This is a genomic window from Proteus appendicitidis (genome assembly GCF_030271835.1).
Lineage (GTDB): Bacteria > Pseudomonadota > Gammaproteobacteria > Enterobacterales > Enterobacteriaceae > Proteus > Proteus appendicitidis.
Window position 1 is genome coordinate 344,468 of record NZ_CP127389.1, and the last position, 12,384, is coordinate 356,851.

Annotated in this window: 16 protein-coding genes; 6 read left to right on the plus strand and 10 right to left on the minus strand. The window is 37.9% G+C overall.

From position 1 onward, the window contains the following. The first annotated feature begins 5 nt into the window (after positions 1–5). Both QQS39_RS01755 and QQS39_RS01760 read left to right on the plus strand, forming a co-directional pair. The gene (locus tag QQS39_RS01755) at positions 6–1,151 is read left to right on the plus strand and encodes an ABC transporter permease (protein ID WP_151434034.1); all 1,146 of its coding nucleotides are present in this window, start codon (positions 6–8) and stop codon (positions 1,149–1,151) included. Continuing rightward, a complete protein-coding gene (locus QQS39_RS01760; RefSeq protein WP_151436704.1) occupies positions 1,151–2,314 on the plus strand; it encodes an ABC transporter permease in 1,164 nt (387 codons plus the stop codon). Before QQS39_RS01755 ends, QQS39_RS01760 begins: the two co-directional genes overlap by 1 nt. Positions 2,315–2,332: 18 nt before the next feature. Here the strand turns inward: QQS39_RS01760 and QQS39_RS01765 are convergent, their stop codons facing one another. From QQS39_RS01765 to ubiU, 4 genes are all read right to left on the minus strand, one after another. After that, positions 2,333–3,067 (minus strand): hypothetical protein, encoded by a 735-nt coding sequence (locus QQS39_RS01765; protein ID WP_285805270.1) that lies wholly within the window; start codon positions 3,065–3,067, stop codon positions 2,333–2,335. Positions 3,068–3,082: 15 nt separating this feature from the next. Continuing rightward, positions 3,083–3,433, minus strand: coding sequence for a hypothetical protein (locus tag QQS39_RS01770; RefSeq protein WP_285805271.1), 351 nt, complete (start codon positions 3,431–3,433; stop codon positions 3,083–3,085). A gap of 184 nt (positions 3,434–3,617) precedes the next feature. After that, positions 3,618–4,496: a U32 family peptidase gene (locus QQS39_RS01775; protein ID WP_285805272.1), complete on the minus strand. Its 879-nt coding sequence runs from the start codon at positions 4,494–4,496 to the stop codon at positions 3,618–3,620. A 13-nt stretch (positions 4,497–4,509) separates the two neighbouring features. Then, positions 4,510–5,505 carry a ubiquinone anaerobic biosynthesis protein UbiU gene (gene ubiU, locus QQS39_RS01780; protein ID WP_285805273.1) on the minus strand — a complete coding sequence of 332 codons (996 nt, stop codon included), beginning with the start codon at positions 5,503–5,505 and terminating at the stop codon, positions 4,510–4,512. 216 nt (positions 5,506–5,721) lie between these two features. Between ubiU and ubiT the strand changes: the two genes are divergently transcribed. Together ubiT and QQS39_RS01790 are read left to right on the plus strand one after the other, a co-directional pair. Then, on the plus strand, positions 5,722–6,255 hold the full coding sequence (ubiT, locus tag QQS39_RS01785) for a ubiquinone anaerobic biosynthesis accessory factor UbiT (RefSeq protein ID WP_151434037.1): 534 nt from the start codon (positions 5,722–5,724) through the stop codon (positions 6,253–6,255). Next, positions 6,249–6,752, plus strand: a complete 504-nt coding sequence (locus QQS39_RS01790) for a GNAT family N-acetyltransferase (RefSeq protein ID WP_285805274.1) — start codon at positions 6,249–6,251, stop codon at positions 6,750–6,752. The genes ubiT and QQS39_RS01790 overlap by 7 nt, the downstream gene beginning before the upstream one ends. Before the next feature lie 13 nt (positions 6,753–6,765). On the opposite strand, the gene QQS39_RS01795 is transcribed toward QQS39_RS01790, so the two are convergent. Beyond that, positions 6,766–7,050 carry a GIY-YIG nuclease family protein gene (locus tag QQS39_RS01795; protein ID WP_151434038.1) on the minus strand — a complete coding sequence of 95 codons (285 nt, stop codon included), beginning with the start codon at positions 7,048–7,050 and terminating at the stop codon, positions 6,766–6,768. A 287-nt stretch (positions 7,051–7,337) separates the two neighbouring features. Between QQS39_RS01795 and QQS39_RS01800 the strand changes: the two genes are divergently transcribed. Beyond that, the gene (locus QQS39_RS01800) at positions 7,338–7,589 is read left to right on the plus strand and encodes a YdgH/BhsA/McbA-like domain containing protein (protein ID WP_285805275.1); all 252 of its coding nucleotides are present in this window, start codon (positions 7,338–7,340) and stop codon (positions 7,587–7,589) included. Positions 7,590–7,703: 114 nt separating this feature from the next. After that, positions 7,704–8,144, plus strand: a complete 441-nt coding sequence (locus tag QQS39_RS01805; RefSeq protein ID WP_285805276.1) for a YhbP family protein — start codon at positions 7,704–7,706, stop codon at positions 8,142–8,144. A 26-nt stretch (positions 8,145–8,170) separates the two neighbouring features. Here the strand turns inward: QQS39_RS01805 and QQS39_RS01810 are convergent, their stop codons facing one another. The 5 genes from QQS39_RS01810 to QQS39_RS01830 form a co-directional block, all read right to left on the minus strand. Next, the gene (locus QQS39_RS01810) at positions 8,171–8,533 is read right to left on the minus strand and encodes a hypothetical protein (RefSeq protein ID WP_265576136.1); all 363 of its coding nucleotides are present in this window, start codon (positions 8,531–8,533) and stop codon (positions 8,171–8,173) included. A 159-nt stretch (positions 8,534–8,692) separates the two neighbouring features. Continuing rightward, positions 8,693–8,902 carry a hypothetical protein gene (locus QQS39_RS01815; RefSeq protein ID WP_151434042.1) on the minus strand — a complete coding sequence of 70 codons (210 nt, stop codon included), beginning with the start codon at positions 8,900–8,902 and terminating at the stop codon, positions 8,693–8,695. A 26-nt stretch (positions 8,903–8,928) separates the two neighbouring features. Continuing rightward, positions 8,929–9,393: an anaerobic ribonucleoside-triphosphate reductase-activating protein gene (gene nrdG / locus QQS39_RS01820; RefSeq protein ID WP_098941341.1), complete on the minus strand. Its 465-nt coding sequence runs from the start codon at positions 9,391–9,393 to the stop codon at positions 8,929–8,931. A 4-nt stretch (positions 9,394–9,397) separates the two neighbouring features. After that, positions 9,398–11,536, minus strand: coding sequence for an anaerobic ribonucleoside-triphosphate reductase (gene nrdD / locus QQS39_RS01825; RefSeq protein WP_151434043.1), 2,139 nt, complete (start codon positions 11,534–11,536; stop codon positions 9,398–9,400). 344 nt (positions 11,537–11,880) lie between these two features. After that, a complete protein-coding gene (locus tag QQS39_RS01830) occupies positions 11,881–12,267 on the minus strand; it encodes a RidA family protein (RefSeq protein ID WP_006535650.1) in 387 nt (128 codons plus the stop codon). Positions 12,268–12,384 lie beyond the last annotated feature (117 nt).

The following is a 12,384-nucleotide window of genomic DNA, read 5'->3' on the forward strand; positions in this document are numbered from 1 at the left end:
AAACAATGAGAGTAAAGGCAGCTTGGCGTGGCTTTAGTAGCGCATTTTCACGAGAAACTCATATGGCAGTCCGTAGCCCCGTTTTTCACTGGCTAAGCTGGCTATTTCCATTGATGTTGTTCACGTTAATTAGTGCTAACTTTTCTGAAGGCACATTGCTGAACTTGCCTGTTTCCGTGATCAATAACGATAATAGCCCGTTATCGAGAACACTGATCAGAGACTTAAATGCAGGCTCTCATGCGCAATTAAATACGTTAGATGGTAATCCACGCACTGCAATGGAGCGATTAGGTAGCGCAAAAGATTATGCGATATTGACCATTCCTCGACACTTTGAAAGTAAGGTATTAGCAGGAAAACAACCCACCACACGGATGTATTACAACGGGTTGTATTATGCTGCTGGGAGTTATGCAATACAGGATTTTAGTGGGCTTCTTGCAGAGCTTAATGCGCAATATCGCACTGTGTTAGCGCAAGAGATGAATAAACCTGTTCCTCCCTTGGCAAAAGTGACGCTCTCTTATGACAGTTTATTTAATGCCAGTGGCAGCTATATTTATTATCAGCAATTTGCCGCTACGATCCATATGCTCCAGCTATTTGTCGTAACCTGTACGATTTATTCGTTGTCGCGCGGTAATATGCTATTGAATATTAAGCCCTTCACATTTGCACTGATTGGAAAACTTACGCCTTACACACTGTTTTTCTTAACCTTATTAATTGTTGAATTAGCGGCATTAGTGCATTTTTCGGGGGCGAAAGTGAACGGTAATCCGCTATATATGGTATTAGTGGGTTTCTTCTATATCATAGCGGCTCAAAGTGTGGGATTGCTGCTCTTTGCGTTTACCAATAGTGCGATAACGGCATACAGTATGATAGGTATGTTGGTGAGTATTGCCTTGGCATTTTCAGGCATGGCTGTACCTGAACTTTCGATGATCTTACCTGCGCGGATTATTTCTAATTTAGAGCCATTAACGCACGCCTTAAATGCGATGTTTGATATTTTCTTAAGAGAAGTATCACTACAAGGCATTTTATATGTTTGTTCACTCTTACTGATTTATCCTTTTGCTATCGCCTTCTTAGTTCGCAAACGTATTTTTAAACGATTGGAATTACAGGTAGGTGTCGCATGATGCAAATATACTTCCAAACCTTTAAGCGTGTTCTATTGGGTATGTTAGAAAAACCCATGTGGATGTTACTTATTGTTTCTCTATGCATTATGAGTTTAGTGTATGCCAAACCTGTTTTATGGGATTTGCCTGTGGCTGTGATTAATCAAGATCATAGCCCAGCAAGTTATTCACTTATTCGGTCATTAAACTCGACACCTAAATTAAGCATTAAGAACTACGATAATTTAGATGAAGCTCGTCACGATATGATTATGCGTGAGCTTTTTGCCATCATTATTATTCCAACTGATTTTGAGAAAAAATTATTAAATGGCAAAGATGTCACTGTGCCAGTCTTTGGTGATGCGACAAACCGTCTGGCTAGTGGGCAAATTCAACAAGAATTGATGTTGGCGTATCAACAGTTACTAGATGCTTACAATGGACGTATTTTGAGAAATGCAGGTTTTAGTGTTGAGCAATCAAACATCCTATTAAAGCCTATTCAGGGGGAAACCATTGCGATGTATAACCCAGGGGTAAGTTTTGCTGCGATTATTTTCCCAGGGTTATTAGTGATGTTATTACAACACTCCCTTTTAATTGCTTGTGTCCGCGTTAGTATCGCGGTGAGAAGCACACCAAAAGGAAAGCCTCCTTTGGCTGTGTATTTAGGGGCATTATCTGCACTTATTCCGATTTGGTTATTTTTATCTGCAGTATTCTTTGCATTGTGGCCGTGGGTATTGGGATATCGCCAAGAAGCACCGCTTTATCAGGTTTGGATGCTGACTTTCCCATTCTTATTGGCGGTCTTAGGGTTAGGTAAGTTAATTACAGAATGCTTACGCAGTGTTGAGATGATTTATCTGACACTGGCATTTGTGACTACACCTGTGTTCTATATTTCTGGCACGATTTGGCCACTACAAGCAATGCCTGACTGGGTCTTTGCCATTTCATCCGCATTACCTTCTACATGGGCAGTAAACGCCATGGCGGGAATTAACCAAATGGGGCTATCATTCCAAAGTATATTGGGTGATATTGTGATGATGCTCGTTTTAGGTGTGATTTATACCGTATTAGGTGTGCTGGTGGGGATGTTACGTAATGGTGAGCTAAGACATATTACGCATCAGTTTAAGCATTGGTTACATCATCGTGGAGAGTCAAAATAAAAAGCCCTTAAGGGCTTTTTATTTATCAATCTTGTAGATCTTATCTTTACTAATAATATTTACTATGTGGTGGCAACAGTCCATTGATAATTTTCTCGGTTCCCATTTTGAAATATCTATTAATGAAAGACCGTGGTAACTCCAAGGAATAATACCGCTTACACCACATCCATAATGATTTAATTGATCTATAAATGTTTTGTTAAGTGTATCATATATCTTTACTTCACCAATTTTAGTCATTCCTGAAACCCATAATGATCCGCCTCCTAATGTTTGCAAATTATCACAGATAAGATATTCATATTTTATTAATAGTCGTTTATAAATATGTCGAGCAATACCTATTGATCTATAATCTTCAAGGATAGTTATTCCTTTAATTTGTTTTCCATTTTTTATAATTAAATTATCAATAAAAGTAAAATCGTTATAAACAATGCGTCCTATAAGGCAATCGTCTTGTTCTTCATGCATTTCTAATGCAAGTAATGTATTAATTATTTGTGAGTCAAAATGACCTAATTCTCGTAAATATAATGAATAATTAGAATAGAAGTCTTGTGTGCTACAACCCATTAAGACAATATCAGAATAGTAATGATACTCGCTACCTATTAAAGTAAATTCAGTGATTTTTAATAAATCGCCTTCATTTGTTAGATAAAAAAAGACTTCAGTGATTTCTTCTTTTATACATTCAGGTTTCTTACTGAGATCTTTGATATAACTACTGGTAAAGTTTGGAGACATTACATTCTCACTATACTAATGAATTGATAAATTATGATATTTAGACATGTAATAGAAAATAGAGGATTTAATCTTTCTAATAAGATGAATAATATTTTTATTTAATTCAGGATACTGCGTATAAGGATCAACAATAATATTTATTTTTTCTTTTCGGTAAGATAATTCGGTAAATGGAACAATATAAAAATTATTACTTTTATGATCATTTTTGATAATGACAATAAATAGTTGTTTATGAGAGTTTTGTCTTACTATAAGGCGATGGATTGAAAAATGGATCTTAGTCACATCATCAACGAATGTATTAATAATTTCAGTAGAATGGCTAATAGTTTGTATAGAACGAGTATGTTCTGTTTTCATATAGCCTCCTTGAATTATTGATTTTATTGACAATAGAGTAACTTATTCATTAATCGTACAAAATATCTCCGATTTAGAATAGGTGAACTCTAAACTAACTTCAATAGTGTAACCTGTAATAAAAGAGTTAAATTTCTTGAATCCACTTCACAAATAACCATGAAGTGGATTTATCATCAAATCCTTACTCCACCAATTCCAATCCTGCCAATTTACGCCAATAACCGTTACAGTCATGATGATGAATGGTTGTAATGGGGTGTTGACCTTGCTCATTTTGGCGAAATTGTTGCAAGGTATCAAAAATAGCGTCAGATTCAGGTGAAAGGCGAATAATATCCACTAAACCTGCCATTGATGTTTGATCGTTACCCAAGTTATAACAATAGCCACTTTGTGTTTGAATACCATTAAGAACAAATACTTGCTGATTTTCTTGTGAGAGCACTTCACGACCTTGTGGGTATTTTTGGCAACAGGTTTCACAATCATCTTTAGAACGATTTTCAGAACGCGCAGTAAAACAGCGTGCGGAATAAGCTAAAGGAAGATGCCCATAAGCCAATACTTCAACTTCAAACTTATTGCGAATGCCTAATGTTTCACATTGATTTAAAAGATTATTTAACCACTCGCGAGAAAGCTCCACAGGCATACACCAACGCATCATGCCTTGCTTATGTAACAAACGTAGTGCATAAGCGTTGTAGCAGTTAAGCCCGTGACCTGCGACAAAAGGAAGATTGCGCTCGTAAAGCATATTAATTACGCCAAAATCATGGGCTTCAACTAAAAACTCGCCATTATCAACCAGCTTAGTAATTTCTTTCAATTCAGAAGGGGCTTGTAATAACGCTAAGGTAGAAAGAACCACTTGTTTGCCACTTTTAGCGACTTCTTTGGCGAGGTTTATCCAATCTTGAGGCTTGGTTTCTCTGCGTTTGCTGCACACTGTTTCGCCTAAATAAATAATATCAGCGTCGCACTGTTTTGCTTTTTCGTAGAACGCTTCAAGTGTCTCTTTTTGCCAATAATAAAGTACAGATCCTAATGCATATTTCATTTTCGTATCCTTATTATTGCCATTTACGGTGATAAGCACCCAATGTTGTTTGTGTTCCTTCTGAAATCTTTCCTAGCGCGTTCATCCAACGTGGATTAGTGCTAAAACCTTGAGGATCTTTTTTGCATTGATCAATGGCTGCACGCCAAACTCTCGCCACTTCTGTCACATAGGCAGGGCTACGTTGACGACCTTCAATTTTAACTGACGCAATATTCATCGCCATTAATTCAGGTAAGAGTGAAAGAGTATTGAGGCTGGTCGGCTCTTCTAATGCGTGATAACAATTTTCATCAACAAAATAGCGACCTTTACACAGTGTTGGGTAGCCCGCATTTTCATCAGGTGAATAGCGGTCTATCAAAACATCATTAAGGCGAGATTCCATTCCTTGCGGTGTTTGTTGCCAACGTACAAAACGCGCAGGAGAGCAAGCACCTACCGTATTTGGCGATTCACCTGTTAAATAGGAAGAGAGATAGCATCTACCTTCAGCCATAATACATAAACTGCCAAAGGCAAAAACTTCTAAAGGTACAGGGCTATTTTGTGCTAACTGTTTAACTTGATGAATAGATAGAACACGAGGAAGAACAATACGAGCCACATCAAAGTTACGTTGATAAAACTCAATCGCTTGTGTATTGGTTGTTGAGGCTTGTACTGAAACATGACGTTCAATATGAGGATAACGCTCTGCAGCGTACTCTAACATGGCGATATCCGCTAAGATAAGAGCATCAGCGCCTAAAGATGCCGCCATATCAACGGCTTTTTGCCAGCGTTCAAATCCATCAGGGTGAGCAAAGGTGTTTATTGCAATATGCAATTTTCGCTGGTGGCGATGAACATAATTAACCGCCTCTTGTAACTTCTTTTCTGTGAAATTTAAACCAGCAAAATGTCTTGCATTAGTATCATCTTTTAAGCCGATATAAACGGCATCCGCACCATTATCTATGGCCGCTTTTAAGGCAGGTAAATTACCCGCAGGGCACAGCAATTCCATCTTCACTTCCCTTTAGAAATTAAGAATGATCAGAAATTGTAATAAGCAAGATAAAAAAAGGTTTTGATTTAGGGCAGAGAACTTTGTTTTTTGCTTAAGTAAAATCAGAGAACACAAAATGTGAGCAACGGATTAACGGAATATTGATATAGGATCGCAGAATATCTGTTCATCTCTGGCACAATAGCCCCTAATTTTATTTATAGGAGTCCGAACGTGTTTAATAAAATTCGTACCCACTTGGTTAAAGAGGGGCCTCGTTTTTTACGTTATCCCTTACAAGTCACCCCATTTGCTCTGCAACGCGATATTTTAGAACAGTTTTTAAGCTGGCAATTTCGTGAATCTTTAGCGGAAGGCGATTTGCACTTTCTAGAGAATAAATGGCTAAAAGTTGAGATAAGAGACTTACATTTACAGTGGTTTATCAGTGTTCGTGATGATAAATTAGTGGTTAGTCGCTTAGAAAAAGAAGATGTCAGCTTTAGTGGAAATGCAAATGATCTTATTTTAATTGCTGCGCGCAAAGAAGATCCTGACACCTTATTTTTCCAACGTCGTCTACAAATTGAGGGTGATACAGAACTCGGGTTATATGTTAAGAACCTGATGGACGCAATTGAATTAGACTCAATGCCATCTGTGTTGCGTTTTGGTTTATTACAACTGGCTGAGTTTGTAAAAAGTGGGCTTCAAGAAGAAACCGAAGACACTCTACACAGCCATGAACTGAGCTCAACTTCATGCTAATACGTGTTGAAATTCCCGTTGATATTCCAGCTATTGATAACCTTTTACGTCAAGCGTTTCCTACAGGTGCAGAAGCTGATTTAGTGGGACATTTACGAGAAGAGGGACTGCTGACATTAGGTATGGTCGCAGTAGATGATGAAGGCCATGTTATGGGTTACATTGGCTTTACTCCGGTTGATGTTGATGGTGTAGATTGCCAGTGGGTAGGGCTTGCACCTCTTGCTGTTGCACCTGATTTCCAGCGCCAAGGTATTGGACGCCAACTGATTAATGAAGGATTAGATAGCCTAAATGAATTTGGTTATGGCGCTGTGGTGGTGTTAGGTGAGCCAGAGTACTATCAAAAGTCAGGCTTTATTACTGCAAAATCACAAGGGTTACATTGCAAATGGCCTGACACAGAAGAGGCATTTCAGTTCTATGCTCTCGATAATGGTAATGTTGAAAATATTCATGGTTTAGTGAATTTTTCGCCATTATTTGATGAGGTTTAGTCGAGCAGGTCGCTTATCGCGTTAAATATAACACAATGTCTGAAGGCTGGTCTTTGATCAGCTTTTCTTTTTGTGTTTTCTTCAATTGTTTTAATTGGTATTCAAGTTGAGAAGCACGTTGTCGAGAGCCTATTTGGCAATGAAACTCTAATAACAAAGGTCCTTTTCCTTTGAGGGCTTTAGCACCAGTTCCATTCTGGTGCTGAGTAAAGCGTCGCTCAACATTTGTCGTTATTCCGGTATAAAGATAGCCAAGACGATTTCTGACAATATAGAGTGACCACACTGTATCAGCCATCATTTTTTCCTTTTCGTGCTACTTTCTCTTTTGATAAATAATATTTCTTAATTTTTTAAGTGAGTAATTTATCGCGTTATCAAAATAAAATCTATTAGATATATCAATATGTTGTGAAATATTTGTGACAATAAGTTTTGTTATTTAAAAAATAACATTCAATTTTTTTGAAAATGAACAGCAATTATTGCTAATTTTAAAATTAAACTAAAGCGCATAATATGATCCACATCACAGAGAGACACTCCGCGATAACTAACAAAATTAGAATTTATTTGGAGCATATTATGAAAAAATCTACATTAATCGCTGCTACATTAGCTTTAAGTGCTATTTCATTCGGTTCAATCGCATCTGATAGCGTATCAAAAAGCCCGTCAGTGAATGGTGAGTATATCACAATCACAGGTAACGATACTTTAGATGGTTTAACTACTAAGATTGCCCAAATCGCAAAAGATGAAGGTGCAAAAAGTTTTAAAGTTGTAGGCGCAACAGGTGATAATTACCTCACTGTAAATGCTGAAATTTATCGTTAATTTTAATTATTCTCGATAAATAACCTGTAATAAGAGACACGCGGTAAGACGCTCGTTTTGATGATATAATTATCAACTAAACAGCGTCTCTTTTTGTATCTATACAGGTTTATTATGTCTTCTTTAGATTCGATCAAAATAATTAAACAATATATTCGAAGCAACCATGTGTTTACCTTATGTACAACTCGTTCATTAGGTGATATTTGGTGTGCAAATTGTTTTTATTGGTTCGATGAAAGCCAGATGAGACTTGTTTTTCTTTCTGAAAAGAAAACGCGTCATGCTCAAATGATGCAGGAAAATTCATTAGTTGCAGGGGGTATTAGTACGCAAGAAATTGCAGTATCTGATCTACAAGGTATTCAATTCACTGGCTCTGTTGCTTTACTGGCAGGTCAGGACGACATCAACGCAAGAAAACATTATTGTTTACGCTTTCCTGTCGCATTAGCCGCCATCCATGTACCTTTATGGGAATTACAATTACAAGAAATTAAAATGGTCAATAATCAGTTAGGTTTTGGGACTAAGCTGTATTGGCAGCGTGATTAAGCTGATTATTTTTTCTTAAATTCCTTTTATTCCCAAAAATAATGATTCTTCTGTTCCCACCCTTTTAAAGACATACATGAAGTATAGAAGGTTCTTCTGTCTTCTTGATTAATGTCTTCAACATAGCTTTCTGTCATTGGTACGCGTTCAGTGTAGGTTTTTTTATCACCACAATGGTCTTTATCATCTTTACGACACGTCTTTTGCACATCACGATAAACAGTACGTTGTAGCACTTCTTTGCGGATAGGATAGCGAGTATTGGCATCGAGATCGCAAATTAGCTTTGCTTCTTGCAATGTGTAATCTGATGCACCTTTGGGTTCCCAAGTACTGCTGCAACCCGAAAGTAAAATTATTGAAAACAAAGGGAAAAGTGCTAATTTCATATCAAATATCATCATAAAAAGAATAGTCAAGAGCGTTAATAATAAAACAAAACTAATTACTTTGACCATCTTTTTTGAAAATGATTCGCATTTGATAACGGAGGTGATTAAGTAAGAATGGTAAGAAAAAAGCCCATTATATAAATGGGCTTTTAAGGATCATTCAAATGATGAAAGATTTTTTTCTATCTCAGCATCTATTTCAGTATGCAGGAGATGTTTCGCACCGAGTTTCTTTTTCAATTCAGTGCCTAGCTTCACGAGTTGTTCTCGATTCGCTTTAGACTGCTTTTTACCCCATTTTTTTAAATGGTAGTTCAGTTCATGATCTTCAGAAAAGCTTACATATTTATTATCACTTAAAGGCATACATCCTCCAGTTAATTCAATGTGTATTACTTCAATTTATGGATCACCTGATTACTACTACCACGCCACAGTAATGCGGGATCATAAAGTTCTTGTACGAACTTCCCATCAATCAGTACGTTAATAAAGTTAACGACTTCTTGCTGCTCTGGGGTTAAGTCAGCCAGTAAGTAGCCAGTCCAAACCCAAATATCTTTCTCAGGGCATTCCGTTTTAACGCGTTTTACCAATTTTAATATAGCAGAAAGATTTTGAGGGTGTAGCGGGTCGCCACCTGAAAGTGATAATCCTTGTCGTTTAATACGGTCGTCTTGGAGATCCGCAATGATCTGATCTTCCACTTCTTGTGTAAACGGCTTGCCCGATGTTAATGACCACGTTGATTTGTTATAACAGCCGCGGCATTGGTGTATGCACCCTGAAACAAACAGGGTGCAACGTGTACCAGGACCATTTACCACATCAACAGGGTAATATTGATGGTAATTCACACTCTTAACCTAACTGACCATTTGCCAGATGTTTAACTCGACGTTTAACTTCTTCCTGTTTACCCGCATTAAATGGTCGTGAATCAGGGCTACCTAAATATCCACATACACGACGAATAACAGAGACTCTAGCAGGGTTGTGATTACCGCAACGTGGGCAAGTAAACCCTTTACTAGTACAAGAGAATTCACCGGTATAGCCACAATCGTAACATTCATCAATTGGGGTATTTGTGCCGTAGTAAGGAACACGGGTATAGCTATAGTCCCATACATCCTCTAACGCTTTAAGGTTATGCTGTAAGTTTGGATATTCGCCGTAGCAAATAAAACCGCCATTTGCTAATGGGGGATAAGGTGCTTCAAAATCCAATTTGTCGTATGGATTGACTTTTTTCTCAACATCTAAGTGGAAGCTATTAGTGTAATAACCTTTATCCGTTACACCCGGTAAGATACCAAATTCAGCAGCATCTAAACGACAGAAACGGTCACATAAGTTTTCACTTGGGGTGCTGTAAAGGCTAAAGCCATAACCTGTTTCAGCTTTCCATTGGTCAGTGGCTTCACGTAGACGATTAATAATCGCCACTGCTTTTTCTCTTAAGGTTTCATCGTCAAAAACGTGTGTTTGAGTACCAAACAGTGCATTAATGGTTTCATGAACACCAATATAACCAAGAGAAATTGAGGCTCTGCCATTTTTAAAGATTTCAGCCACATTATCATCTGCTTTCAAGCGAACACCGCAAGCACCTTCCATATAAAGGATAGGGGCAACACGCGCTTTGACGTTTTCTAAACGAGCAATACGTGTCATCAGTGCTTTTTTCGCTAATTCAAGGCGGTCATCAAGTAGTGACCAGAATGTCGCTTCATCACCTTGAGCTTCAATAGCAATACGCGGTAGATTCAGGCTGATAACGCCTAAGTTATTACGACCCTCGTGGATCATTTCGCCATTTTCTTCGTAAACACCTAAGAAACTACGGCAACCCATTGGAGTTTTAAATGATCCCGTCACTTTCACAACTTGATCGTAATTTAAGATATCGGGATACATGCGTTTACTTGCACATTCAAGAGCAAGTTGCTTGATATCGTAATTAGGATCACCAAACTTATGGTTTAAGCCATCTTTAATGGCAAAAACGAGTTTAGGGAAAACAGCCGTTTTACGGTTTTTTCCTAAACCTGCCATACGGTTTTCAAGAATAGAGCGTTGAATTAAACGCGCTTCTTTTGATGTACCAAGACCAAAGCCAAAAGTGACAAATGGGGTTTGTCCATTAGCCGTATGCAGCGTATTGACTTCATACTCTAAAGATTGGAATGCGTCGTAACACTCTTTTTCAGTGCGTGCAGTGGCATAGGCTTCTTTGTCAGCGATCTGCCATTCTTCTGCCACTTTATAGTGTTTGTCATAACTTGATTTTACAAATGGCGCTAATACTTCATCGATACGGTTTATTGTTGTACCGCCATAAATATGGCTTGCCACTTGTGCGATAATTTGTGCAGTTACTGCTGTTGCTGTTGAAATAGATTTAGGGGGTTCTATTTCCGCATTTCCCATTTTAAAGCCATTGTTTAACATGCCTTTAAGGTCAATTAGCATACAGTTAAACATAGGGAAAAACGGGGAATAATCGAGATCATGATAATGAATTTCACCACGCTCATGGGCGAGTACCACATCTCTTGGCAGGATATGCAATTTTGCGTAATGTTTAGCCACAATACCCGCAAGTAAATCACGTTGGGTAGGGATAACTTTACTGTCTTTATTCGCATTTTCATGAAGAATAGAGACATCACTTTGTTCGATAAGACCTCGGATTTCCTGAGTTAGTCTTCCACGTTGCTCACGAGCAACATCTCGGTCATGACGGTATTCAATGTAGGCTCTGGCAACATCTTTATGTTCGCCAGCCATCAGCTGATTTTCTACGGCGTCTTGGATCTCACGGATATCGACATTCGAACGTCCTGCGAGAGATTGTGAAACGGATTGCGCGATAGAATCGCAATAATCATCATCAGTGATCTCACAAGCTACGGCGGCTCTTTTGATAGCATCGCTGATGCGGGTTTGGTCAAAAGAGACTTTACATCCGTCTCGTTTTATCACTATGGTTTTCACAATCTTGCTCCTTAACTATTTATCCACAGGCTCAAATCCCATAAAAACAGGTGATGGCACAGCATTCAGGCTTATTGTGGATAAGATGTGTATAATTACTATATGTTGTATGTCGATGTGTATTAAAGCACAATATATAGTTATTGGAAGGGAAATAATCTTCATTAAAACTGATCTACATCAAGGTATTTTTGCTACGTCAGGCATCAAGAGGGGTTAGCCGAATTGTAAATATGTGCCAAAAACAGAAGTGATAAATTATTCATCAAAAAGTGAGAACATAAAAAAAGCAAAGTGCTCATTAAGAGACCTTTGCTTTTTTATGATCCACTATTGAGACGAAATTAACGGATAGCGATAACTTCGATTTCTACTTTTGCATCTTTTGGTAAACGTGCAACTTCAACACATGAGCGAGCTGGGAATGCTGCATTATGCTCTTTAAAGAATGCTTCATAAGCGGCATTAATTGTGCCGAAATCATTTAAATCTTTTACGAAAACAGTGGTTTTGATGATATTAGCAACGGTTAAACCCGCTTTTTCAATGATTGCTTTTACGTTTTCTAAAGATTGACGAGCTTGCTCTGCGGCATTATCAGAAACAAATTCACCCGTTGCAGGATCAACAGGTAATTGACCTGAAGTGATCACTAAGTTACCTAAATCAACACCTTGTACATAAGGGCCGATTGCTGCAGGGGCTTTATCGGTATTAATTTCGTAAGACATGTAGAACTCCTGTTTTTATAAGATTAACGCTAACATTCGATTAGTGTGGCGCTATTATAGCCAGTGCTTTAGGTTAGCAATATGACAGATGTCAGGCTTTATCATAAAGTTTGTCAG

Excerpts from the sequence above, each read along its gene's own strand:
- QQS39_RS01765 (WP_285805270.1), bottom strand. The coding sequence starts at position 3,067 with ATGTCTCCAAACTTTACCAGTAGTTATATCAAAGATCTCAGTAAGAAA.
- QQS39_RS01795 (WP_151434038.1), bottom strand. The coding sequence starts at position 7,050 with ATGGCTGATACAGTGTGGTCACTCTATATTGTCAGAAATCGTCTTGGC.
- QQS39_RS01800 (WP_285805275.1), top strand. The coding sequence starts at position 7,338 with ATGAAAAAATCTACATTAATCGCTGCTACATTAGCTTTAAGTGCTATT.
- QQS39_RS01790 (WP_285805274.1), top strand. The coding sequence starts at position 6,249 with ATGCTAATACGTGTTGAAATTCCCGTTGATATTCCAGCTATTGATAAC.
- QQS39_RS01775 (WP_285805272.1), bottom strand. The coding sequence starts at position 4,496 with ATGAAATATGCATTAGGATCTGTACTTTATTATTGGCAAAAAGAGACA.
- ubiU (WP_285805273.1), bottom strand. The coding sequence starts at position 5,505 with ATGGAATTGCTGTGCCCTGCGGGTAATTTACCTGCCTTAAAAGCGGCC.
- QQS39_RS01770 (WP_285805271.1), bottom strand. The coding sequence starts at position 3,433 with ATGAAAACAGAACATACTCGTTCTATACAAACTATTAGCCATTCTACT.
- QQS39_RS01830 (WP_006535650.1), bottom strand. The coding sequence starts at position 12,267 with ATGTCTTACGAAATTAATACCGATAAAGCCCCTGCAGCAATCGGCCCT.
- QQS39_RS01755 (WP_151434034.1), top strand. The coding sequence starts at position 6 with ATGAGAGTAAAGGCAGCTTGGCGTGGCTTTAGTAGCGCATTTTCACGA.
- QQS39_RS01805 (WP_285805276.1), top strand. The coding sequence starts at position 7,704 with ATGTCTTCTTTAGATTCGATCAAAATAATTAAACAATATATTCGAAGC.
- QQS39_RS01815 (WP_151434042.1), bottom strand. The coding sequence starts at position 8,902 with ATGCCTTTAAGTGATAATAAATATGTAAGCTTTTCTGAAGATCATGAA.
- QQS39_RS01810 (WP_265576136.1), bottom strand. The coding sequence starts at position 8,533 with ATGAAATTAGCACTTTTCCCTTTGTTTTCAATAATTTTACTTTCGGGT.
- QQS39_RS01760 (WP_151436704.1), top strand. The coding sequence starts at position 1,151 with ATGCAAATATACTTCCAAACCTTTAAGCGTGTTCTATTGGGTATGTTA.